Origin of the sequence: Parahaemophilus parainfluenzae, from assembly GCF_001055095.1 — a bacterium.
Classification (GTDB): Bacteria; Pseudomonadota; Gammaproteobacteria; order Enterobacterales; family Pasteurellaceae; genus Haemophilus_D; species Haemophilus_D parainfluenzae_Z.
On record NZ_JVHG01000007.1, the window covers coordinates 56,670 to 80,859 of the forward strand.

Consider the following 24,190-nt stretch of genomic DNA (forward strand, 5'->3'; position numbering starts at 1 on the left):
TGAATAAATTTATTCAAAACTCCCTAAAAATCCAGTAAAATCACTGTGTTTTATCTTTATTTATTGAAAAGGACAGATGAATGATTAATGAAATCAAACAAGATGCTGAAGCTCGCATGGAAAAAAGCCTTGAAGCCTTACGTGGGCATATTGCAAAAATCCGTACAGGTCGTGCTCAACCTAGCTTATTAGACGCAATCCAAGTGGAATACTATGGTGCAGCGACCCCACTTCGTCAATTAGCTAACGTTGTTGCAGAAGATGCACGTACTTTAGCGGTAACAGTATTTGACCGTTCTTTAATCAGTGCAGTAGAAAAAGCAATTTTAACGTCTGATTTAGGTTTAAACCCATCTTCAGCAGGTACAACAATTCGTGTGCCTCTTCCTCCATTAACTGAAGAACGCCGTCGTGATTTAATCAAAATCGTAAAAAGCGAAGGTGAGCAAGGTAAAGTTGCGATTCGTAATGTACGTCGTGATGCAAATGATAAAATCAAAGCATTATTAAAAGACAAAGAAATCAGCGAAAACGATCAACATAAAGCGGAAGAAATCATTCAAAAAGTGACTGATAGTTATATCAAAAAAGTGGATGAGATCTTAGCAGATAAAGAAAAAGAATTAATGGATTTCTAATTGTCGAACCATGTTTTGGGGCAGACCAAGTGTCTGCCCTTGTTCTATTCTGATAAAAAAATAAAAGCACAAAGTGCGGTCGAAATTTTATGCAAAAACAAAATCTTGTTATTTTAGGATCAACTGGTTCTATTGGTCATAGCACCCTTTCTGTTATCGAACATAATCCTGACAAATACCATGCCTTTGCGTTAGTAGGGGGCAAAAATGTTGAGACAATGTTTGAACAATGCGTGAAATTTCAACCGCACTTTGCTGCATTAGATGATGAAAATGCAGCAAAGATATTGCGAGAAAAATTAGCTTCACACCACATTAAAACGGAAGTGTTAGCAGGCCCAAAAGCGATTTGTGATTTAGCAGCACATCCGGACGCAGATCAAGTGATGGCAGCCATTGTTGGGGCAGCTGGATTACTACCGACTCTTTCAGCAGTAAAAGCGAGTAAGAAAGTCTTGCTTGCGAATAAAGAATCGTTGGTGACTTGTGGCCAGATCTTTATTGATGCAGTGAAACAGTCAAGAGCAAAATTATTGCCTGTTGATAGTGAGCATAACGCGATTTTTCAATCTTTGCCTCCAGAAGCCCAAGAAAAGGTTGGCTTTTGTCCTTTGAAAGAATTGGGGGTCAGTAAAATTGTCTTAACTGGTTCTGGTGGCCCTTTCCGTTATACGCCATTAAACGAGTTTGAGCATATAACTCCCGCACAAGCTGTTGCTCACCCAAACTGGTCAATGGGTAAAAAAATCTCTGTGGATTCTGCCACAATGATGAATAAAGGTTTAGAGTACATTGAGGCACGCTGGTTATTTAATGCATCAGCAGATGAAATGGAAGTGATTATCCATCCTCAATCTATTATTCATTCAATGGTGCGTTATGTAGATGGTTCGGTCATTGCTCAAATGGGCAATCCGGATATGCGTACGCCCATTGCGGAAACCATGGCTTATCCAAATCGTACTGTCAGTGGTGTGGAACCATTAGATTTCTTTAAAATCAAAGAATTGACGTTTATCGAACCTGATTTTAATCGTTATCCAAATTTAAAATTAGCGATCGATGCTTTTGCTGAAGGACAGTATGCGACAACCGCAATGAATGCGGCAAATGAAATTGCAGTACAAGCCTTTTTAGATGGCTATATTAAATTTACGGATATTGCAAAAATTAACCAGGCAGCGGTTGAGCAAATGCCATCTTCTATCATTTCAAGCATTGATGATGTATTAGCCGTAGATAGGCAAGCACGTGAATTAGCCGCTTCACTGATTAAAAAGTTAATGTAGAATACACCAAAGTGCGGTCATAAAATCCGAATATTTTAGAATGAAAGAACTTGATAACGATAATATTCCCGAACACGTTGCCATCATAATGGATGGTAATGGGCGCTGGGCAAAACAACAAAATAAGCTGCGTATTTTTGGCCATACAAATGGGGTGGCAGCCGTACGCCGTGCAGTGAGTTATGCACGACAAACCGGTGTTAAGTTTTTGACGTTATATGCGTTTAGCAGCGAAAACTGGAATCGTCCCGAGCAAGAAGTGAGCGCTTTAATGACGCTCTTTATGCAAGCACTTGATCGAGAAGTCAAAAAATTACATAAAAATAATATTCGTTTAAAGATTATCGGTGATGTTTCTCGTTTTAGTGAAAAATTGCAAGAGAAAATCGCAAAAGCAGAAAAGTTAACGGAAAATAATACCGCACTGACTTTAAATATTGCGGCTAATTACGGTGGTTGTTGGGATATTGTTCAAGCGACTCAACAATTAGCTGAAAAAGTAAAAAATAATGAGATTTCGGTGAGTGATATTAATGAATCACTTTTCCAGCAACATTTAGTCACACAAGATGAGCCGCCGGTCGATTTGTTAATTCGGACGAGCGGTGAGCAACGCATTAGTAATTTCTTGCTTTGGCAAATTGCGTATGCGGAATTGTGTTTTTTAGATGTGCTTTGGCCGGATTTTAGTGAAAAAGATTTTAATCAGGCAATTGCCTGCTATCAACAACGTCATCGCCGTTTTGGCGGGACAGAATAAGCGGAGAACTTATGCTTAAAGAACGTGTATTATCAGCCATTGTATTGATTGCTTTGGTATTATGTGCCTTGTTCTTATTTACCCCATTTTATTTTGCCCTAGCCTTAGGCTTTGTGGCGACGCTTGGTATTTGGGAGTGGGCTCAATTTGCTCGTTTTAAAAATCCTTTAGCACGCCTTTGTATCGCGGCATTTTTAGGTGCATTTATTTTCCTTTGGCTTTATAACGAAGGTAATTATTTAGATGCGGGTCGAGTATTTGAAAACTACTTACCGTTGTTATTGCTAAACTCTGTCGGTTGGTGGGCACTTGCATTGGTGTTAGTGGTGACTTATCCAAGCTCAGCGAAGTTTTGGGGTAAAAATATTCCTTTACAACTCCTGTTTGCGTTTTCTACGCTGATTCCTTTTGTTGCCGCCGTCTTACGTTTGCGTTTAGATAATTATACTGCTGATCCACATCATGGTTTATTCTTATTACTCTATGTATTTGTATTAGTATGGGCAGCTGACTCAGGTGCCTATTTTGCCGGACGAGCTTTTGGTAAGCACAAACTTGCACCGAAAGTATCACCTGGGAAAACATGGCAAGGTGTATTTGGTGGTATGATCACGGCAGCGGTATTGGCATTTGTGTTTATTCACTTCTCAGGTGAAACCTTATTAGGTAGTCGTGCAATGAGTGGTTTTGTTGTGCTTTCTGTGGCAACAGTGGCTATTTCTGTATTAGGCGACTTAGCAGAAAGTATGTTTAAACGTGAATCAGGCATTAAAGACAGTAGTCAATTAATTCCAGGCCATGGCGGTATTTTAGATCGAATTGATAGCTTAACGGCAGCAGTACCATTCTTCACATACTTCTATTTCTTTGTGCTATAGGATAGAACATGTCATTTTTGTGGTCGCTTGGCTCATTTATTGTTGCAATTGCCGTACTGGTAGCAGTGCATGAATACGGTCACTTTTGGGCAGCAAGAAAGTGCGGTATTAAAGTTCATCGTTTTTCGATTGGCTTTGGTAAAGTAATTTGGCAACGTACAGATAAATTAGGCACAGAGTTTGCGATTTCAGCCATTCCGCTTGGCGGTTATGTCAAAATGCTTGACGGGCGAAATGAAGAAGTTCCCGCAGAATTAAAATCGCAGGCATTTGAAAGTAAATCTGTTGCGCAACGTGCTTTTGTCATTGCTGCAGGCCCGCTTGCCAATTTTATTTTTGCGATTTTGGCATATTGGGTGATTTATTCTGTTGGGATTCCGAGTGTTAAACCGGTCATTGAAAACGTCACGCCAAATTCTCCAGCTGCGATGGCTCAAATTGAACCGAATAGCCAGATTTTGGCAATTGATGGGAAGAATACACCCGATTGGGAAACCATTAATTTATTGCTCACGGATAAGTTAGGTTCTGATTCGGTTGAACTCACATTAATGCCTTTTGGCGAAGATCAACCTTATCAACGAACCATTAATCTGCAAAATTGGACATTTGAACCGGATAAAGAAACAGCATTTGAAACATTAGGGATCAATCCCGTTTCAAGTAAAGTGGAGATGACATTATCAAAAGTGGTGGAAAACTCTCCAGCAGAAAAAGCGGGCTTATTGATTGGCGATAAAATTTTAGCAGAAAATGCGACTGCACTTGACTGGAAAGCTTTTGTTGCACAGGTACAACAAGGTCAGCCTTTTACAATTAAGGTCGAACGTAACCAAGAAATTTTTGACAAAACCTTGCAACCTGAGAAGAATCGAGATGGTAAATGGTTTGTTGGGTTAAGTCCGACGTTCTTAAAAGTTGGCGAACAGTATCGAACTGAATTAAAATATGGTATTCTTGATGCCCTACAAAAAGGTGTGGAAAAGACAGGCCAAATTTCTTGGTTTATTGTGAAGGCAATCGGGAAATTGTTTAGTGGAGAGCTTTCATTTTCCAGTTTGGCGGGGCCAATTTCAATTGCCCAAGGTGCAGGCGCATCTTCTAATGCAGGCGTGATTTATTTCTTAAGTTTTCTTGCGTTAATTAGTGTCAATTTAGGCATAATGAATTTATTTCCGTTGCCAGTTTTAGATGGTGGACATCTCGTATTTTTGGCAGCGGAAGCTATCAAAGGAAAACCTGTTTCAGAACGGGTACAAAATTTAAGTTATCGTATAGGGCTTACAATCTTGTTAATTCAAACAATTTTTGTGCTTTTTAATGATTTCTTACGTTTATAACTATTGTTTTTTATAGGATAAAGTCGATGAAAAAACTTCTAATCGCAAGTTTATTATTCGGTACTACAACGAGTGTATTTGCGGCACCATTTGTAGCAAAAGACATTCGTGTTGACGGTGCTCAAGGAGACTTAGAACAGCAAATTCTAGCGAGCCTTCCTGTTCGTAGTGGTCAGCGTGTAACGGATAAAGATGTAGCCAATATTGTACGTTCATTATTCGTAAGTGGACAGTTTGATGATGTTAAAGCTTTCCAAGATGGCGACGCATTAGTTGTGAGCGTTATTGCGAAACCAATCATTTCTGAAGTGAATATTAAAGGTAATTCAGTTATTCCAACAGAAGCATTAAAACAAAACCTTGATGCAAATGGTTTCAAGAGTGGTGATGTCTTAAATCGTGCGAAATTAGAAGAGTTTGCGAAAACCTTAAGAGAACATTATAAGAGTGTTGGTCGTTATAATGCGAAAGTTGATCCGATCGTGACAACTTTACCAAATAACCGCGCAGAAATTACGCTTCAAATTGATGAAGATGATACGGCAAAACTTCGTTCAGTGACTTTTAATGGAAATGAAGCGATTTCGAGCAGTAAGTTACAAGAACAAATGGAGCTTCAACCAGATGCTTGGTGGAAACTTTGGGGTAATAAGTTTGATGGTTCTCAGTTTGATAAAGATATTCAAGCTATCCAAGACTACTACCAAAATAATGGTTATGCCAAAGCCAGAGTGACAAAAACAGATGTTCAGTTAAATGAAGAACATACAAAAGCAGATGTGACCATTGATGTAAGTGAAGGTGAAAAATACAATTTAAGTTCTGCTCGTATTGTCGGTAACTTAGGTGGTATGGCTGATGAATTACAACCATTATTAGGTGAACTTCACTTAAACGATACATTCAGTCGTGCGGATGTGCAAAATGTAGAAAGCTTAATTAAAGATAAATTAGGTGAACGTGGTTATGGTAGTGCAACAGTGAATACTGTACCAACTTTTGATGATGCAAATAAAACATTAGCATTAACCTTTGTGGTTGATGCAGGACGCCGTTTATCTGTACGTCAAGTTCGCTTTGAAGGTAATACGGTTTCAGCAGATAGCACATTGCGTCAAGAAATGCGTCAGCAAGAAGGGACTTGGTATAATTCACAATTAGTTGAGTTAGGTAAAGTACGTTTAGATAGAACAGGTTTCTTTGAGAGCGTAGAAAATCGTGTTGAACCAATTCAAGGTTCTAATGATGAGGTAGATGTTGTATATAAAGTAAGAGAACGTAATACCGGTAGTATTAACTTTGGTATCGGTTATGGTACAGAGAGTGGTATCAGCTATCAAGCAAGTGTGAAACAAGATAACTTCTTGGGAACGGGCGCTGCGGTAAGTTTAGCCGGTACACGTAATGACTACGGTACAAGTGTAAACTTAGGTTATACAGAACCATACTTTACTAAAGATGGGGTAAGTTTAGGTGGAAACGTATTCTATGAAACTTACGATAACTCGAAAAGTGATACTTCATCAACCTATAAACGTACCACTTACGGTGGTAATGTTACATTAGGATTCCCTGTTAATGAGAACAACTCATATTATGTGGGATTAGGTTATACTTATAATAAAGTCAGCAACTTCGCGTATGAATACAACCGTGATTTATACATGAAGTCAATGAATTTAACTGGAAACTCAATCAAAACTAATGATTTTGATTTCTCATTTGGTTGGAACTACAACAGCCTAAACCGTGGCTATTTCCCAACTAAAGGTGTGAAAGCAAGTTTAGGTGGCCGTGTCACCATTCCAGGATCTGATAATAAATATTATAAATTAAGTGCTGATCTTCAAGGTTTCTACCCATTAGATCGTGATCATCGCTGGGTATTATCTGGAAAAGCAACTGCTTCTTATGCAAATGGCTTAGGTGGTAAACGTGTACCGTTCTATCAACTTTATACGGCGGGTGGTATCGGTTCATTACGTGGTTTTGCTTATGGTGCAGTAGGTCCTAATGCGATTTATCAAGACAAATATGGCCAATGGTATCAAAGTACTGATGTCGTTGGTGGTAACGCGATGGCTACAGCAAGCGTGGAACTTATTGTTCCAACCCCATTTGTTGGAGATAAAAGCCAAAATAGCGTAAGAACCTCACTTTTCGTTGATGCTGCGAGTGTTTGGAATACAAAATGGAAATCAGATAAAGAAGGCTTAAAATCATCTCCTGTTTATGCAACATTACCTGATTACAGCAAAGCAGGTCGAATCCGTGCATCGACTGGTGTAGCTTTCCAATGGCAATCACCAATCGGACCATTGGTATTCTCTTACGCGAAACCAATCAAAAAATATGAAAATGATGATGTAGAACAATTCCAATTTAGTATTGGTGGTTCTTTCTAATAAATTGAACTTTTACGTTCTATTTAAGTCAAAATCTTCGTTCTGTGTCAGTGAGTTAGCTGACACAGAAATATTTACTCAACTAATTTAAGGAAATTCAAATATGAAAAACGTAGTAAAAGTTACCGCACTTTCTTTAGGTCTTGCACTTGCATCAGGTTTTGCTGCTGCAGATGAAAATATCGCATTCATCAATGCGGGTTACTTATTCCAAAACCACCCGGATCGTCAAGCTGTAGCAGATAAGTTAGATGCAGAATTCAAACCAATGGCGGATAAACTTGCTGCAAGTAAGAAAGAAATTGATGACAAAATCGTAGCATCTCGTAAAAAAGTAGAAGCAAAAGTGGCTGCTTTACAAAAAGATGCACCTCGTTTACGTCAAGCTGAAATTCAAAAGCGCCAAGAAGAAATTACTAAATTTGGTTCAGATGAAGAAGCTGCATTAAATAAATTAATGGAAGAGCAAGATAAAAAAGTGGCAGAGTTCCAAGAGTTAAACGAAAAACGTCAAACTGAAGAGCGTGGTAAATTATTAGAAAGCATTCAAGTTGCAACGAATAACTTAGCAAAAGCAAAAGGTTATACTTATGTTTTAGATGCTAACTCTGTAGTATTTGCGGTAGATGGTAAAGACATTACTGAAGATGTATTAAAATCTATTCCTGCAACTGAAAAAGCAGCTCCAGCAAAAACTGAAGAGAAAAAATAATAGGTTCTCATAATGCAAAAATCCTATTCTTTACAGGAATTAGCAGCAAAAGTCGGCGGTACCCTTCGTGGTAACGCCGACGTTGTCGTTAATAATATCGCCGCACTGTCAAAAGCAGAACCTAACCAGCTTACCTTCATTTCTAATGCAAAATTCCGTCCTTTATTAGCGGAATCTAAAGCAGGTATTCTTGTCGTGTCAGAAGCGGATGTGGAGTTTTGCTCACCTGAAAGTAATTTACTTATCGTCAAAGATCCTTATGTTGCTTACGCTGTATTAGCTCAATATATGGATACCACGCCGAAAGCTGCTCAAAATATCCACCCAAGTGCGGTTATTTCTGAAAAAGCTTCAATTGGTGAAAATGTATCAATTGGTGCAAATGCCGTTATTGAAGAAGGTGTTCTATTAGGCGATAACGTGATTATTGGCGCGGGTTGTTTTGTTGGTAAATTCACAAAAATTGGCGCGGGTACACAGCTTTGGGCAAACGTAAGCGTTTATCATGAAGTAGAAATTGGGCAAAATTGCTTAATTCAATCAGGTGCAGTCATTGGTAGTGATGGCTTTGGCTATGCGAATGATCGTGGCCGTTGGGTGAAAATCCCACAAGTTGGGCAAGTGATTATTGGTAATAATGTCGAAATCGGTGCTTGTACTTGTATTGACCGTGGTGCCTTAGATGCGACAGTCATTGAAGATAACGTTATTATTGATAATCTTTGCCAAATTGCCCATAACGTTCATATTGGCACAGGCACAGCAGTGGCTGGTGGTGTGATTATGGCGGGTAGCTTAAAAGTAGGTCGTTATTGCTTAATTGGCGGAGCAAGTGTGATTAATGGTCACATGGAGATCTGCGATAAAGTAACCGTGACAGGCATGGGTATGGTGATGCGCCCAATTACTGAGCCTGGCGTATACTCATCGGGCATTCCACTACAAACCAATAAAGAGTGGCGAAAAACAGCCGCACTTACCTTGGGAATTGATGGTATGAATAAACGATTGAAAGCCCTTGAGAAAAAACTTGGCTAAGATTTTAAAACGTACCTTAGGGTGCGTTTTATTTTTATACAGAAATATCGTATAATCTCAATGTTTTATTATTATTTATTTTAAAGGTATTAGTCGTGTCAGAGAATCAAGTAAGTAAAGTGATTGAAGCAAAAGAAATTATGACCTTATTGCCACATCGTTATCCATTTTTATTAGTGGATCGCGTGTTGGATTACAAAGAAGGTGAGTGGTTAAAAGCAATTAAAAATATCAGTGTAAACGAACCTTGCTTTACTGGTCATTTCCCAAGTGAACCGATTTTACCAGGTGTGTTAATTCTTGAAGCTTTGGCACAAGCAATGGGATTACTTGCATTTAAAACCCATGAATTAAAAGGTGGCGAATTATTCTATTTCGCAGGTATTGATGAAGCGCGCTTCAAACGCCCAGTATTACCTGGAGATCAAATGGAATTGAAAGTTCAAGTGATAAAAGAACGTCGTGGTATTACAGCATTCACGGGTATTGCAACCGTAAACGGTGAAGTAGCTTGTGAAGCCAAATTAATGTGTGCTCGTCGATAATTAAAGAAAATTAAGGGGTAAGTATGATCCACCCAAGTGCAAAAATTCACCCGACCGCGATTGTTGCTGATGGCGCAGTTATTGGCGAAGATGTTGTTATCGGTCCTTTCTGTATTATTGAAGGGAGCGTTGAGATTAAAGCACGTACAGTTTTAAATTCTCACATTGTCGTGAAAGGCGATACCGTGATTGGTGAAGATAACCAGATTTATCAATTTGCCAGCATTGGTGAAGTGAACCAAGATTTAAAATATAAGGGCGAAGCAACAAAAACCATTATTGGTAATGGAAACCGTATTCGCGAGCATGTGACGATTCATCGCGGCACTATCCAAGGTGGTGGTGTAACACGTATTGGTAATAACAATTTACTCATGGTAAACGTACATGTTGCTCATGACTGCCAAATCAAGAATAACTGTATCTTAGCAAATAACGCAACACTTGCAGGTCATGTTGAATTGGATGATTTTGTGATTGTTGGTGGTATGTCTGCGATTCACCAATTTGTGATCGTCGGAGCACACGTTATGCTAGGTGGTGGTTCAATGGTTAGCCAAGATGTGCCGCCTTATGTGATGGCTCAGGGTAACCATGCTCAACCTTTCGGCGTTAACCTGGAAGGATTAAAACGTCGTGGTTTTGATAAACCAACCATGCACGCGATTCGTAACGTTTATAAAATGATTTACCGCAGTGGTAAAACCCTTGAAGAAGTCTTGCCAGAAATTGAACAAATTGCACAAACTGAATCGGCAATTAGTTTCTTTGTGGAGTTCTTCAAACGTTCTACTCGTGGCATTATTCGTTAATTAACGTTTCTTTTCTCATTAAGAGAAAATGATGAATAATAAAGAGACCGCACTATGATTTGTTCAAAGTGCGGTCGTTTTTTAGGATAAATTTAATGATTAAAGAAAATCCGACTATTGCGATTATTGCTGGCGAGGTCTCTGGCGATATTCTTGGTGCCGGTCTCATTCAAGCGCTAAAACGTCACTATCCGCAAGCTAAATTTGTCGGAATTGGTGGTGAGCGAATGATTGCTCAAGGCTTTGAAAGTTTTTTTGATATGGAAGAGCTCTCTGTCATGGGGCTAGTAGAAGTTCTCAAACATTTGCCGCGATTGCTAAAAATTCGTCGCAGTATCATCGACCAACTCTCTGATATTAAACCTGATGTATTTATCGGTATTGATGCACCGGATTTTAATCTCACCGTTGAACTGAAATTAAAAGAAAAAGGGATTAAGACCATTCATTACGTGAGTCCATCTGTATGGGCTTGGCGTCAAAATCGTATTTATAAAATTGCCAAAGCGACCCATCAAGTATTAGCCTTTCTTCCTTTTGAAAAAGCCTTTTATGATCGTTTTAATGTGCCTTGCCGTTTTATTGGTCATACCATGGCAGATGCGATTCCATTAAAACCAAATAGAACGGAAGCTTGCCAGATCTTAGGTATTGATGAAAAAGGACGTTATCTTGCCATTTTAGTGGGGAGTCGGGGGAGCGAAGTTGGGTTTCTGACAGAGCCATTTCTAAAAACCGCTTTGTTATTAAAAGAAAAATATCCAGACCTGCAGTTTTTAGTCCCTTTAGTGAATGAAAAACGTCGCCAGCAATTTGAGGAAATAAAGGCTCAGATTGCACCTGATCTTGATATGCATCTCATTGATGGTAAAGCACGCCAAGTGATGATCGCTGCTGAGGCAACTTTACTTGCTTCAGGTACTGCTGCACTTGAAGCGATGCTATGTAAATCACCAATGGTGGTGGGCTATCGAATGAAACCGTTCACGTATTTCTTGGCAAAACGATTAGTCAAAACAAAATATATTTCATTACCTAATTTATTAGCGGATGAAATGCTTGTACCAGAAATGATTCAAGAAGATTGCGAACCGAAAAAATTAGCAGAACAACTTTCTCAATATTTGGGCGATGATGAAAGTGCGGTCAAATCTCGCAGTGTTTTAATTCAACGTTTTACTGAATTACATAAATTAATTCAATGTGATGCGGACAGTCAAGCCGCACAAGCTGTGATTGATTTATTGGAGCAAAACCATGACTGATTTTGTTTATCCTGAAGGTTATCAACTATTTGCTGGGGTGGATGAAGTAGGCCGAGGCCCTTTAGTTGGTGCAGTTGTCACGGCTGCAGTGATCTTAGATCCGAATAACCCGATTGCTGGTTTAGCAGACTCTAAAAAGCTCAGCGAGAAAAGACGTCTTGCACTCGCGGCAGAAATTAAAGAGAAAGCCTTAGCTTGGGCAATGGGTCGAGCAGAGCCAGCTGAGATTGATGAATTGAATATTCTTCATGCCTCTATGTTAGCCATGGAGCGAGCCGTAAAAGCCTTAGAAATTCAACCGCACTTTGTATTGGTGGATGGCAATCGTATTCCGCCTAACCTTGGTTTACCAGCTCAAGCGGTAGTGAAAGGGGATTCACTTGTGGCGGAAATTAGTGCCGCCTCTATTTTGGCAAAAGTCGCACGCGATCAGGAAATGGAAGAATTAGATAAAAAGTATCCTGAATATGCTTTTGCTCAACATAAAGGCTATCCAACCAAATTACACTTGGAAAAATTAGCGGAACTGGGCCCTTTACCAGAGTATCGTCGAAGTTTTTCACCTGTGAAGAAAGCGCTAGGCATAGAAGACTAGCGAGCTTGAAGGTTTTAAGATTGAAGGATATAAAATGGACATTTATTGCCTTGTCTTTGATGACTATGAAACGTTAGATCTAATGGGGCCTGTTGAGTTTTTAACAAGAGTCCCTAATGTTAAGCTTCACTATGTATCCCAAGTCGGTGGATTAATTCGTAGTAAGCAAGGATTTTATATTGAAACAGAAAAGCTAGAACATTTATTACCTCATAGTGCGTTATGGGTTATTGGGGGGCAGGGAACGCGTCAGTTAGTAAACGATGAACAATTTATTAATCAGCTTGGTAAATGGATTGATGAGTCAGAGATTTGTCTCAGTGTTTGTACAGGTTCAGCATTATTGGCTTGTACGGGGCGATTAGATAGTTTAAAAGCGACTTCTAATAAAAAATCTTTTGAATGGGTAAAACAATGTCGTCCAGCTGTAAAATGGCAACCCATTGCAAGGTGGGTGAAAGAAGGGAAGTTTTACACTTCATCAGGTGTTTCTGCTGGTATGGATATGGCACTTGGGTTTATTGCTGATTACTATGGCAATGACTTGGCTCAAGACATTGCTAACCACACCGAATATCATTGGCAAAAAGATCCTTGTGTAGATAATTTTGCTCGACTCTATGGATATGAATAATAGTTTTAGATTAAACAAAAGAGCGGTCAAAATTGACCGCTCTTTTTATACCTCAGCGAGATTATTTATTTAATTTCGCTTTATAAGTTGGGTTCATTAAGTTTTCTACAGAAAGGATATCATCCAATTGTTCTGCTGTTAATAAACCTTTTTCTAATACAACTTCACGTACGCCTTTACCGGTTTGAGCACAGATTTTACCCACTAAGTCGCCATTATGGTGACCGATAAATGGATTCAAGTAAGTCACGATACCGATTGAGTTGAATACGTAGTTTTCACAAATTTCTTTGTTTACAGTAATACCGTCTACACATTTATCGCGTAAGTTCACGCAAGCATTGGTTAAGATGTCGATAGATTCAAACATTGCTTGACCAATCACTGGTTCCATTACGTTTAATTGTAATTGACCTGCTTCAGATGCGAAAGTAACGGTAGTATCGTTACCAATTACTTTAAAGCATACTTGGTTCACCACTTCTGGAATAACTGGGTTTACTTTTGCAGGCATGATAGAAGAACCTGCTTGTAATTCAGGTAAGTTAATTTCTTTAATACCTGCACGTGGACCAGAAGAGAGTAAACGTAAGTCGTTACATACTTTAGATAGTTTTACTGCGGTACGTTTTAATGCACCATGAACCATGACATAAGCACCACAGTCAGATGTTGCTTCGATTAAGTTTTCAGCGGGTACGCAAGGTAATCCAGTTACCTTGGCAAGGTGTTTTACTACTAATTCTGTATAACCTTGTGGTGTATTTAAACCAGTACCGATTGCGGTTGCACCAAGGTTGACTTCAAGGAGCAACTCAGCGGTACGTTTTAAGTTACGTACTTCTTCTTCAAGTAATACGGCAAAGGCTTTAAACTCTTGACCAACGGTCATAGGTACCGCATCTTGTAATTGGGTACGACCCATTTTTAAAATTTTAGCAAATTCTTTTGCTTTATTATCGAAACCATCATGTAAGTATTGGATTTTGTCGATAAGTTTCAAAATGCTGTTATATACTGCAATACGGAAACCGGTAGGATACGCATCGTTGGTAGATTGGCTAGCGTTCACGTGGTCCATTGGGTTAATAACATCATATTCACCTTTTTTATGACCAATTTTTTCAAGTGCGAGGTTAGCAACTACTTCGTTGGTATTCATATTAACAGAAGTACCCGCACCACCTTGATATACATCAGATGGGAATTGATCTAAGCATTTCCCCGTGGTAAGAATTTCATCACAAGCCGCTACAATCGCTTTTGCAATATCACTTGGAATAGCACCTAATTCACCATTCGCTAGGGCAGTTGCTTTTTTTACCATTACCATGCCGCGAACAAATTCTGGTACATCAGAAATGGTTACATTAGAAATATTGAAGTTTTCAACCGCTCTTAAGGTATGGATACCCCAGTATGCATCAGCTGGCACATCGCGTTCACCTAATAAATCCACTTCTTTTCTGTATTGAGTCATTTTAATCACCTTTCCTGGTTGTTAATTAATTTGAGTTAATTATAGGAATTTAAATAGAAAATAAATTTGACGTGGATCACATTTCAAATAAGACGTATAAGAGATATTTTTATTTCTGGCATAAATTTTTTTAGGGTGAAATTTTTTTATTTATCCCCTTGAAACCGAAAAAGTTATCCCCACATTTAAAACACTTTATTTTAATAAGAAGGAAATTAATCATGAATATTCGTCCTTTACACGATCGTGTAATCATTAAACGTGAAGAAGTAGAAACCCTTTCAGCTGGCGGTATTGTATTAACCGGTTCAGCAGCGACTAAATCAACCCGTGCGAAAGTATTGGCAGTGGGTAAAGGCCGTATTTTGGAAAATGGTACCGTTCAACCTTTAGATGTGAAAGTTGGCGATACAGTTATTTTCAATGATGGTTATGGCGTGAAAAGTGAAAAAATCGATGGTGAAGAAGTGTTAATCATTTCTGAAAACGACATTTTGGCGATTGTGGAATAATTTAAATTAAGGAAAAAAGAAAATGGCAGCAAAAGACGTAAAATTTGGTAACGATGCACGCGTAAAAATGCTTAAAGGCGTGAATGTATTAGCAGATGCAGTAAAAGTGACCCTTGGCCCTAAAGGTCGTAATGTCATTTTAGATAAATCATTTGGTGCACCAACCATCACTAAAGATGGTGTATCTGTCGCACGTGAAATTGAATTAGAAGATAAATTTGAAAACATGGGTGCACAAATGGTGAAAGAGGTTGCCTCTAAAGCCAATGATGCAGCGGGTGACGGTACAACGACTGCGACAGTTCTTGCTCAAGCTATCGTAAATGAAGGTTTAAAAGCTGTGGCTGCGGGCATGAATCCAATGGATTTAAAACGCGGTATCGATAAAGCAGTAAGTGCGGTTGTTACTGAGCTTAAAAATTTATCTAAACCTTGTGAAACCTCTAAAGAAATTGAGCAAGTAGGGACAATTTCTGCTAACTCTGACAGCATTGTGGGTCAATTAATTGCTCAAGCAATGGAAAAAGTGGGTAAAGAAGGCGTGATTACTGTAGAAGACGGTACAGGCCTTGATGATGAATTAGCAGTTGTGGAAGGGATGCAATTCGATCGTGGTTACTTATCACCTTATTTCATCAACAAACCAGAAACGGCAACTGTTGAATTAGATAACCCATACATTCTTTTAGTGGATAAAAAAGTATCAAATATCCGTGAATTACTTCCAGTATTAGAAGGTGTCGCAAAAGCGGGCAAACCATTATTAATTATTGCTGAAGACATTGAAGGTGAAGCGCTTGCAACCTTAGTTGTGAATACCATGCGCGGTATCGTGAAAGTGGCAGCAGTGAAAGCACCTGGTTTTGGTGATCGTCGTAAAGCAATGTTACAAGATATTGCGATCTTAACTGCTGGTACCGTGATTTCTGAAGAAATCGGTATGGAACTTGAAAAAGCGACATTAGAAGATTTAGGTCAAGCAAAACGTGTTGTCATCAACAAAGATAATACCACGATTATCGATGGTGTGGGTGATGAAGCGCAAATAAAAGGTCGCGTAGCGCAAATTCGTCAACAAATCGAAGAATCAACTTCTGATTATGACAAAGAAAAACTTCAAGAGCGCGTGGCTAAACTTGCCGGCGGTGTCGCTGTAATCAAAGTTGGTGCAGCAACTGAAGTTGAAATGAAAGAGAAAAAAGATCGTGTGGATGATGCATTACACGCAACTCGTGCAGCAGTTGAAGAAGGTATCGTTGCTGGTGGTGGTGTTGCATTAGTTCGTGCTGCAACCAAAGTAGCGGCAACCTTAAAAGGTGATAACGAAGAACAAGATGTAGGTATCAAACTTGCATTACGTGCAATGGAAGCGCCACTTCGTCAAATCGTCACTAACGCAGGTGAAGAAGCATCTGTTGTGGCAAGTGCGGTTAAAAATGGCGAAGGTAACTTTGGTTATAACGCAGGTACTGAACAGTATGGCGACATGATCGAAATGGGTATTCTAGATCCAACTAAAGTCACTCGTTCTGCATTACAATTCGCGGCTTCTGTAGCAGGCTTAATGATTACCACAGAATGTATGGTGACCGACCTTCCAAAAGATGATAAAGCCGATTTAGGTGCTGCCGGCATGGGCGGTATGGGAGGCATGGGCGGAATGATGTAATTCCCCTTTGCAAAAGAAAGTGCGATCGTTTTTCTTTATAGAAATGCGATCGCATTTTTATTTGTGTGGTGCTACACTTTAGTGGTTTTCGATGATTTTATAGGTATAACAATGACAATTTCCCAAACTGAACTTAATCAACAACTCAAATCTGCCGGTATTGGTATTAATGCAACTGAATTACATGGCTTTTTGAGCGGCTTAATTTGTGGTGGACTGAAAGATCAAAGCTGGTTACCGCTTTTATATCAATTCAGTAACGATAACCACGCCTATCCAACCGCATTAATTCAGCCGATTACCGAAATCTATGAACAGATTGGTAAAACCTTAGGGGATGTAGAAGGATTTGATTTTGAATTAGGCTTAACCGAAGATGAGAGCGTGTTTGCACGTGCAGACAGTCTATCAGACTGGGCAAACCAATTTTTACTGGGTTTAGGGCTTGTTCAGACTGAATTGGGTAAAGAAAAAGGCGAAATTGGCGAAGCGGTAGATGATTTACAAGATATTTGTCAGCTTGGTTATGAAGAAGATGATGATGAAGAAGAGCTTGCCGAAGCCTTAGAAGAAATTATTGAATATGTTCGCACCATTGCCATGCTGTTTTACACCCATTTCAACGATGATGCACAAGAAATAAAACCGATATTACATTAAAAGGAACGAAACATGGATCTCGCATACATGGCGGCATTACCGCAAGAAGAATTTACAGAACGTCGTCAAAAAGTATTCGCACAAATGCAGCCAAATTCTGCTTTATTGCTATTTTCCGAAATTGAGAAACGTCGTAATAACGACTGCGATTTTCCTTTCCGTCAAGACAGTTACTTTTGGTATTTAACGGGATTTAATGAGCCAAATGCAGCGTTGTTATTGATTAAAACGGAAGATGCAGAAAAGGCAATGATATTTCTTCGTCCGCGAGATCCTTTGCTTGAAACCTGGAATGGTCGCCGATTAGGCGTTGAGCGCGCACCGCAAAAACTCAATGTCGATGAAGCCTATTCTATCGATGATTTTAAAACAGAATTTCCAAAATTAACGGAAAAATTGACCGCACTTTATCATGTGGCCGATCGTCATCCTTGGGGTGATAAATTATTAGCCGAAAGTGCGGTGAAATTTTATGCTGTTTTTGATTGGCAGCCGATGTTAAGTGAAATGCGCTTAATTAAATCTCCAAACGAAATTCGCTTAATGCAACAAGCGGGACAGATTACGGCATTTGGGCATATTAAGGCGATGCAAGTGACTCGCCCAAATCGTTTTGAATATGAAATAGAAAGCGAAATTCTGCATGAATTTAATCGTCATGGAGCAAGATTCCCGTCTTACAATTCCATTATTGCCGGGGGCGATAATGCCTGTATCTTGCACTACACTGAAAATGATCAACCTTTGAAAGATGGCGATCTTGTGTTAATTGATGCTGGTTGTGAATTTGCTATGTATGCAGGTGATATCACACGTACATTCCCGGTGAACGGTAAATTTACTCAGCCACAACGTGAGATTTATGAATTAGTTTTAAAAGCACAAAAACGTGCGATTGAGCTATTAGTGCCTGGTAATTCAATTAAACTGGCAAATGATGAAGTGATCCGTATTAAAACTCAAGGCTTGGTGGATTTAGGCATTCTGAAAGGGGATGTCGATAAGCTGATTGAAGAAAAAGCTTATCGTCAATTTTATATGCATGGTTTAGGCCATTGGCTTGGCTTGGATGTGCACGATGTTGGCCGTTATGATGATGAACGTAGCCGTACACTTGAAGTAGGGATGATCATCACAGTTGAGCCAGGTATTTATATTTCAGAAGAGGCGGATGTGCCTGCTCAATATAAAGGCATTGGCGTGCGTATCGAGGATAACTTGCTCATGACAGAATATGGCAATAAAAATCTGACCGCGGCGGCACCAAAAGAAATCGATGACATTGAAAATTTAATGAAAAATTGAGAAGAATTCTCAAAAATGTGATCTAGTGCAAGTTTTTTGTCCAGTTAAGCTGCTAATATACTGTCAGATAAAAAAGACCAATCAAATCAGTAAGGAGTCGATTATGTACAAACACGTTTTAGTTGCGGTAGATCTTTCTGATGAAAGTGAATTTCTACTCAAAAAAGCTGTGGGAATTGCAAAACGTAATGATGCGCAACTTTCCATCATCCATGTAGATGTAAACTTCTCGGATCTCTATACTGGTTTAATTGATGTCAATATGTCATCTATGCAAGATAGAATCTCGAGCGAAACCCAAAAAGCGCTAATTAATTTAGCGGAACATGCGGGTTATCCAATAAAAGAAAAATTGAGCGGTAGCGGTGATTTAGGTCAAGTTTTGACAGACGCTATTGATCAGTATGATGTAGATCTATTAGTGACAGGTCATCACCAAGATTTCTGGAGTAAATTAATGTCTTCAACACGTCAAGTGATGAATACGATTAAAATTGATATGTTGGTTGTGCCACTTCGCGACGAATAGTGATCAAAAATTATTTTTAGCCCTATTAAAATAACGTAAATTTTAACCGCACTTCTCAATTAATGCAGTAGAGTGCGGTTTTCTTTTTTAAGATCAGTGAAAAAGCCTTTTTCTCTAGGTCAAAATATGCAAGAATAGTGAGCTTTTTTATAAATCGTGATCGAGATAGAGACACAAGGTTTTATCAATGAAAACAACAGCAGAAATTAGACAGTCATTCCTTGATTTTTTCCATAGCAAGGGGCATCAGGTCGTCGCAAGTAGTTCGCTTGTGCCTGAAAATGATCCGACATTGCTTTTCACTAATGCCGGTATGAACCAATTTAAAGACGTGTTCCTTGGTATGGACAAACGTCCTTACACACGTGCGACAACAGCACAACGTTGTGTACGCGCAGGTGGTAAGCATAATGACTTAGAAAACGTCGGTTATACGGCGCGTCACCATACTTTCTTTGAAATGCTAGGCAACTTCAGCTTTGGCGACTATTTCAAACATGATGCGATTAATTTTGCGTGGGAGTTCTTAACCTCTCCACAATGGCTCGGGTTACCAAAAGAAAAATTATGGGTAACCGTGTATGAAACTGATAATGAAGCTTATGATATTTGGCATAAAGAAGTTGGTGTGCCAGCAGAGCGTATTATTCGTATCGGTGATAACAAAGGTGCGCCTTATGCATCAGATAACTTCTGGGCAATGGGTGATACCGGTCCTTGTGGCCCATGTACCGAAATTTTCTACGATCACGGTGAGCACATTTGGGGGGGACCTCCAGGTTCACCTGAAGAAGATGGTGACCGTTATATCGAAATTTGGAACGTGGTATTCATGCAATTTAACCGTCAAGCAGACGGCACAATGGAAAAATTACCACGTCCATCTGTTGATACTGGGATGGGGTTAGAGCGTATTTCTGCTGTATTACAGCACGTAAACTCTAACTATGAGATCGATATTTTCCAAAAATTAATTGCGAAAACAGCTGAAATCGTCGGAACAACAGATTTAACCAATAAATCATTACGCGTAATTGCAGACCACATTCGTTCTTGTGCCTATTTAATTGCAGATGGCGTAATTCCATCAAACGAAGGTCGCGGTTATGTATTACGTCGTATTATCCGTCGAGCGGTACGTCATGGTCACTTGTTAGGTGCTAAAGAAGCATTCTTCTACAAACTTGTGCCAACCTTAATTGAAGTCATGGCGGAAGCCGGCAAAGAAGTTAAGGAAAAACAAGCGAATGTCGAAAAATTACTTCGTTTAGAAGAAGAACAATTTGCTCGTACATTAGAGCGCGGATTAAGCTTATTAGACGATGCGCTTGCTCAAGTGAAAGATGGTGTGTTGTCAGGTGAAGTCGCCTTTAAACTTTATGATACTTATGGCTTCCCACTTGATTTAACAGCGGACGTATGTCGCGAGCGTGATATTGCAATTGATGAAGCAGGTTTTGAGCGTGAAATGGAAGCACAACGCTTACGCGCACAATCTGCAAGCCAATTCGGCATGGATTACAACAGTGTTATTCGTGTAGAAGGTGAAACAAAATTTGAAGGCTATACTGAATCAGAATCTTTAGCCAAAGTGACCGCACTTTTCCATGATGGTAAATCAGTAGAGAGTATTACTGCAGGCCAAAGTGCCGTGGTGATTTTAGAAAACACCCCATTCTATGCAGAATCAGGTGGTCAAATTGGTGACAGTGGTTATTTAACCTCTCAAGGTATTCAGTTTAATGTAAAAGATACTCAAAAATATGGTCAAGTATTTGGTCATATTGGTGAGTTAGAACAAGGTACTTTAAAAGTCGGACAAACAGTCAATGCGGTTGTAGATGCAGCAAGACGTCATCAAACGTCACTTAATCATTCTGCAACACACTTATTACATGCCGCATTGCGTCAAGTTTTAGGTCACCATGTAGTGCAAAAAGGATCGTTAGTATCTGATACAGCATTACGTTTTGACTTTGCTCATCCGGAAGCGATTACCAAAGCACAGCTTAATGAAATTGAAACATTGGTAAACCAAAAAGTGCGTGAGAATTTTGTAGTTCAAACGGACATAATGGATATCGAAGCGGCAAAAGCGAAAGGTGCAATGGCGTTATTCGGTGAAAAATATGCTGATGTGGTACGCGTTTTAACAATGGGAGATTTCTCCGTTGAACTTTGTGGTGGCATTCATGCTAAACGTACCGGTGATATCGGTTTATTTAAAATTGTGGCGGAAACTGCAGTTGCAGCAGGTGTTCGTCGTATTGAAGCGGTAACGGGTGAAAATGCAATTCATTGGTTACATAACCAACAACGTATTCTTACTCAAAGTGCAGATTTATTTAAATCTGACGTTAATACCCTTGTTGAGAAAATTCAGCAACTTCAAGATAAAGCGAAGAAAGCAGAAAAAGAATTACAAGGATTAAAAGAAAAAGCCGCAATGCAAGCGGGTTCCGATTTAGTGAAAAGTGCGGTTAAAATTAATGATGTTTCTGTAATCGTACATCAACTAGACGGAATTGAAACTAAATCGTTACGTGTGATGGTTGATGATTTAAAAAATCAACTTGGTTCAGGCGTAATTGTATTTGCATCTATTTTAGATGATAAAGTCAACCTCGTCGTTGGCGTAACAAGCGATTTAACTACTAAAGTGAAGGCTGGTGAGCTAGTGAATTTAATGGCTCAGCAAGTTGGTGGGAAAGGCGGTGGTCGCCCTGATATGGCAATGGCAGGAGGCTCCCAACCAGAAAATGTGAATCTAGCATTAACTGTCGCACAAAACTGGTTAAGCAATAATCTGTAGTACAAGCAGGTCGGTGGGATGCCGATCTTTACTTGATTGATAGGGATATCTAATAAATGCAAACTAAGGAGATAAAAGATGTTAATCTTAACTCGAAAAGTTGGCGAAAGTGTTCTCATTGGAGACGATATTTCTATCACGGTTTTGAGTGTACGTGGAAACCAGGTCAAACTCGGTGTGCAAGCGCCTAAAGAAGTATCCGTTCACCGAGAGGAAATTTACCAACGAATTCTGCAGTCAAAAGATGAACATATAGATGAGGCATCTTAGACCTAGAGTTTTATGAATGTTTTACATTCTATTTATAATTTAATTAACGTTTTTTCAAAAATTAAACCCATTGGTTTGCAAGATTTTAAATAACGGAAATTTGAGTTATAAAGGTAGAGAAGGAACTTTTCCAACTTAAATCTATCAAAATTTAATAAATAATGACCGCACTTTTGTATTGCAGAAGTGTGGTCATTGAATATTTAAACAAAAAGGAAATCTAATGAAAGCAATTATTCCTGTAGCCGGTCTCGGCACCCGTATGTTGCCAGCAACAAAAGCGATTCCAAAAGAAATGTTAACGCTTGTGGATAAGCCTCTGATTCAATATGTTGTAAATGAGTGTGTGGCTGCTGGTATCAAAGAAATCGTGTTAGTCACACATTCTTCTAAAAATGCGATTGAAAACCACTTTGATACGTCTTTTGAGTTGGAAACCATGCTTGAGAAGCGTGTTAAACGTCAACTTCTAGAAGAGGTGCGTTCTATTTGCCCTAAAGATGTAACAATTATGCATGTTCGTCAAGGCAATGCGAAAGGTTTAGGTCATGCGGTGTTATGTGGTCGTCCAGTTGTTGGAAATGAGCCATTTGCAGTGGTGTTACCTGATGTGCTTTTAGCGGATTTTACAGCAAATCAAAAGAAAGAAAATCTTTCAGCAATGATTAAACGTTTTAAAGAAACACAAGCAAGCCAAATTATGGTAGCGCCTGTTGCCGCTGATGAAGTGAGTAGCTATGGTATCGCGGATTGTGGTGGTGTAGAGTTAAAAGGCGGTGATAGCGTTAAGATTAATAGCATTGTTGAAAAACCATCTGTTGAAGAAGCTCCATCAAATCTTGCGGTTGTCGGTCGTTATGTATTCTCTGCGGAGATTTGGGATTTATTAGAAAAAACACCAGTTGGTGTGGGTGATGAAATCCAATTAACGGATGCAATTGATATGCTTATCGAGAAAGAGATCGTTGAAGCGTTCCATATGACAGGCAGAAGCTTTGACTGTGGTGACAAGATTGGCTATATGGAAGCCTTTGTCGAATATGGTCTTCGTCATGATAAGTTAGGTAAAGAGTTTAAAGCTTTCCTAAAAGATCTTGTAAAAACCTTATAATTGACTGAAACCACCGAAAGGTGGTTTTTATTTATATATTTGGATTACACAATATAAAAGATAAAAAAAGAAGGCATCTGATGATGCCTTCTTCTTTCTCTATAAACGAAATCTTAGTTATTTTTCGCTAATAAAGTGCGGTAGATAATACCACCTAAAATACCACCGATAATCGGTGCCACCCAGAATAACCATAATTGGTCGATTGCCCAAGAACCTTGGAATAGCGCAACAGCAGTACTACGCGCTGGGTTTACAGAGGTATTTGATACAGGAATGCTGATTAAGTGGATTAGGGTTAAACCTAAACCGATTGCGATTGGCGCAAAACCTGCAGCTGCATTTTTATGAGTTGAACCCATGATGATTAATAAGAAGAATGCAGTTAATAATACTTCTGCTACGAATACTGCTTCTAAAGAATAACCTTCTGGAGAATGTTCGCCGTAGCCGTTAGATGCGAAACCTGCAGTCACATCAAAGCCAGCTTTACCTGATGCGATAAGATAAAGTGCTGCACCCGCTACTAAACCACCAACTACTTGAGAAACGATGTATGGAAGGGCATCTTTCGCAGAGAAACGACCGCCAGCCACTAAACCAAGTGTTACAGCTGGGTTAAAGTGACCACCAGAAATGTGACCTACAGCGTAAGCCATGGTTAATACGGTTAAACCGAAGGCAAATGCAACGCCCACATAACCGATACCTAGGTTGACAGAAGCAGCAAAGATTGCACTACCACAACCACCGAAAACTAACCAAAATGTACCGAAAAATTCAGCAAAAAGTTTTTTTGACATAATAGACCTCAATATTAAACATGTCGTTATCTTCAAATAACAATAATGCATTGCGAATGCAACGGGTATTTAGTCAAAGGTAATGGTTTTTAGTTCTGCAAATTATTGTAAATGTTTGTAAGTGAATG

At 39.2% G+C, this 24,190-nt stretch carries 23 protein-coding genes; 21 read left to right on the forward strand and 2 right to left on the reverse strand.

The features are described 5' to 3' along the window. The first annotated feature begins 80 nt into the window (after positions 1-80). From frr to ADA56_RS01845, 13 genes are all read left to right on the forward strand, one after another. Positions 81-638: a ribosome recycling factor gene (gene frr, locus ADA56_RS01785; protein WP_005696784.1), complete on the forward strand. Its 558-nt coding sequence runs from the start codon at positions 81-83 to the stop codon at positions 636-638. An 89-nt stretch (positions 639-727) separates the two neighbouring features. After that, positions 728-1,927, forward strand: a complete 1,200-nt coding sequence (gene ispC, locus ADA56_RS01790) for a 1-deoxy-D-xylulose-5-phosphate reductoisomerase (protein ID WP_049368919.1) — start codon at positions 728-730, stop codon at positions 1,925-1,927. Between the two features lie 40 nt (positions 1,928-1,967). After that, positions 1,968-2,687 (forward strand): polyprenyl diphosphate synthase, encoded by a 720-nt coding sequence (gene uppS / locus ADA56_RS01795; protein WP_049368920.1) that lies wholly within the window; start codon positions 1,968-1,970, stop codon positions 2,685-2,687. 11 nt (positions 2,688-2,698) lie between these two features. After that, positions 2,699-3,565: a phosphatidate cytidylyltransferase gene (locus tag ADA56_RS01800; protein WP_005696781.1), complete on the forward strand. Its 867-nt coding sequence runs from the start codon at positions 2,699-2,701 to the stop codon at positions 3,563-3,565. A gap of 8 nt (positions 3,566-3,573) precedes the next feature. After that, positions 3,574-4,905, forward strand: a complete 1,332-nt coding sequence (gene rseP, locus ADA56_RS01805) for a sigma E protease regulator RseP (protein ID WP_049368921.1) — start codon at positions 3,574-3,576, stop codon at positions 4,903-4,905. 26 nt (positions 4,906-4,931) lie between these two features. Then, positions 4,932-7,310 carry an outer membrane protein assembly factor BamA gene (gene bamA / locus ADA56_RS01810; protein ID WP_049368922.1) on the forward strand — a complete coding sequence of 793 codons (2,379 nt, stop codon included), beginning with the start codon at positions 4,932-4,934 and terminating at the stop codon, positions 7,308-7,310. Between the two features lie 103 nt (positions 7,311-7,413). Continuing rightward, positions 7,414-8,022 carry an OmpH family outer membrane protein gene (locus ADA56_RS01815; protein WP_049368923.1) on the forward strand — a complete coding sequence of 203 codons (609 nt, stop codon included), beginning with the start codon at positions 7,414-7,416 and terminating at the stop codon, positions 8,020-8,022. Between the two features lie 12 nt (positions 8,023-8,034). Further along, positions 8,035-9,060, forward strand: a complete 1,026-nt coding sequence (gene lpxD, locus ADA56_RS01820) for a UDP-3-O-(3-hydroxymyristoyl)glucosamine N-acyltransferase (RefSeq protein ID WP_049368924.1) — start codon at positions 8,035-8,037, stop codon at positions 9,058-9,060. A 95-nt stretch (positions 9,061-9,155) separates the two neighbouring features. Then, a complete protein-coding gene (gene fabZ, locus ADA56_RS01825; RefSeq protein ID WP_080972317.1) occupies positions 9,156-9,605 on the forward strand; it encodes a 3-hydroxyacyl-ACP dehydratase FabZ in 450 nt (149 codons plus the stop codon). A 23-nt stretch (positions 9,606-9,628) separates the two neighbouring features. Continuing rightward, positions 9,629-10,417, forward strand: a complete 789-nt coding sequence (lpxA, locus tag ADA56_RS01830) for an acyl-ACP--UDP-N-acetylglucosamine O-acyltransferase (RefSeq protein ID WP_049368925.1) — start codon at positions 9,629-9,631, stop codon at positions 10,415-10,417. 95 nt (positions 10,418-10,512) lie between these two features. Beyond that, a complete protein-coding gene (gene lpxB, locus ADA56_RS01835; protein WP_049368926.1) occupies positions 10,513-11,682 on the forward strand; it encodes a lipid-A-disaccharide synthase in 1,170 nt (389 codons plus the stop codon). Further along, on the forward strand, positions 11,675-12,277 hold the full coding sequence (gene rnhB / locus ADA56_RS01840; RefSeq protein ID WP_049368927.1) for a ribonuclease HII: 603 nt from the start codon (positions 11,675-11,677) through the stop codon (positions 12,275-12,277). The genes lpxB and rnhB overlap by 8 nt, the downstream gene beginning before the upstream one ends. Before the next feature lie 34 nt (positions 12,278-12,311). Beyond that, on the forward strand, positions 12,312-12,911 hold the full coding sequence (locus ADA56_RS01845) for a DJ-1/PfpI family protein (RefSeq protein ID WP_049368928.1): 600 nt from the start codon (positions 12,312-12,314) through the stop codon (positions 12,909-12,911). Between the two features lie 61 nt (positions 12,912-12,972). On the opposite strand, the gene aspA is transcribed toward ADA56_RS01845, so the two are convergent. Continuing rightward, positions 12,973-14,391 (reverse strand): aspartate ammonia-lyase, encoded by a 1,419-nt coding sequence (gene aspA / locus ADA56_RS01850; protein WP_049368929.1) that lies wholly within the window; start codon positions 14,389-14,391, stop codon positions 12,973-12,975. A 221-nt stretch (positions 14,392-14,612) separates the two neighbouring features. Between aspA and ADA56_RS01855 the strand changes: the two genes are divergently transcribed. From ADA56_RS01855 to galU, 8 genes are all read left to right on the forward strand, one after another. Then, entirely contained in the window at positions 14,613-14,903 is a 291-nt protein-coding gene (locus ADA56_RS01855) for a co-chaperone GroES (RefSeq protein ID WP_005696765.1), read from the forward strand. 22 nt (positions 14,904-14,925) lie between these two features. Next, complete coding sequence (gene groL / locus ADA56_RS01860) at positions 14,926-16,572, forward strand: chaperonin GroEL (RefSeq protein ID WP_049368930.1); 1,647 nt, start codon at positions 14,926-14,928, stop codon at positions 16,570-16,572. A 111-nt stretch (positions 16,573-16,683) separates the two neighbouring features. Then, entirely contained in the window at positions 16,684-17,232 is a 549-nt protein-coding gene (locus ADA56_RS01865; protein WP_049368931.1) for a YecA family protein, read from the forward strand. Between the two features lie 12 nt (positions 17,233-17,244). Further along, positions 17,245-18,537 (forward strand): Xaa-Pro aminopeptidase, encoded by a 1,293-nt coding sequence (gene pepP / locus ADA56_RS01870; protein WP_049368932.1) that lies wholly within the window; start codon positions 17,245-17,247, stop codon positions 18,535-18,537. A 103-nt stretch (positions 18,538-18,640) separates the two neighbouring features. Continuing rightward, positions 18,641-19,066 carry a universal stress protein UspA gene (uspA, locus tag ADA56_RS01875; protein WP_005698692.1) on the forward strand — a complete coding sequence of 142 codons (426 nt, stop codon included), beginning with the start codon at positions 18,641-18,643 and terminating at the stop codon, positions 19,064-19,066. Positions 19,067-19,253: 187 nt separating this feature from the next. After that, positions 19,254-21,878, forward strand: coding sequence for an alanine--tRNA ligase (gene alaS, locus ADA56_RS01880; protein ID WP_049368933.1), 2,625 nt, complete (start codon positions 19,254-19,256; stop codon positions 21,876-21,878). Positions 21,879-21,956: 78 nt separating this feature from the next. After that, the gene (gene csrA / locus ADA56_RS01885; RefSeq protein ID WP_014064854.1) at positions 21,957-22,148 is read left to right on the forward strand and encodes a carbon storage regulator CsrA; all 192 of its coding nucleotides are present in this window, start codon (positions 21,957-21,959) and stop codon (positions 22,146-22,148) included. A gap of 223 nt (positions 22,149-22,371) precedes the next feature. Next, positions 22,372-23,259 (forward strand): UTP--glucose-1-phosphate uridylyltransferase GalU, encoded by an 888-nt coding sequence (gene galU / locus ADA56_RS01890; RefSeq protein ID WP_049368934.1) that lies wholly within the window; start codon positions 22,372-22,374, stop codon positions 23,257-23,259. Positions 23,260-23,372: 113 nt separating this feature from the next. Here galU and aqpZ read toward each other — a convergent pair whose 3' ends face one another. After that, positions 23,373-24,062 (reverse strand): aquaporin Z, encoded by a 690-nt coding sequence (aqpZ, locus tag ADA56_RS01895; RefSeq protein WP_049368935.1) that lies wholly within the window; start codon positions 24,060-24,062, stop codon positions 23,373-23,375. Between the last annotated feature and the right edge of the window lie 128 nt (positions 24,063-24,190).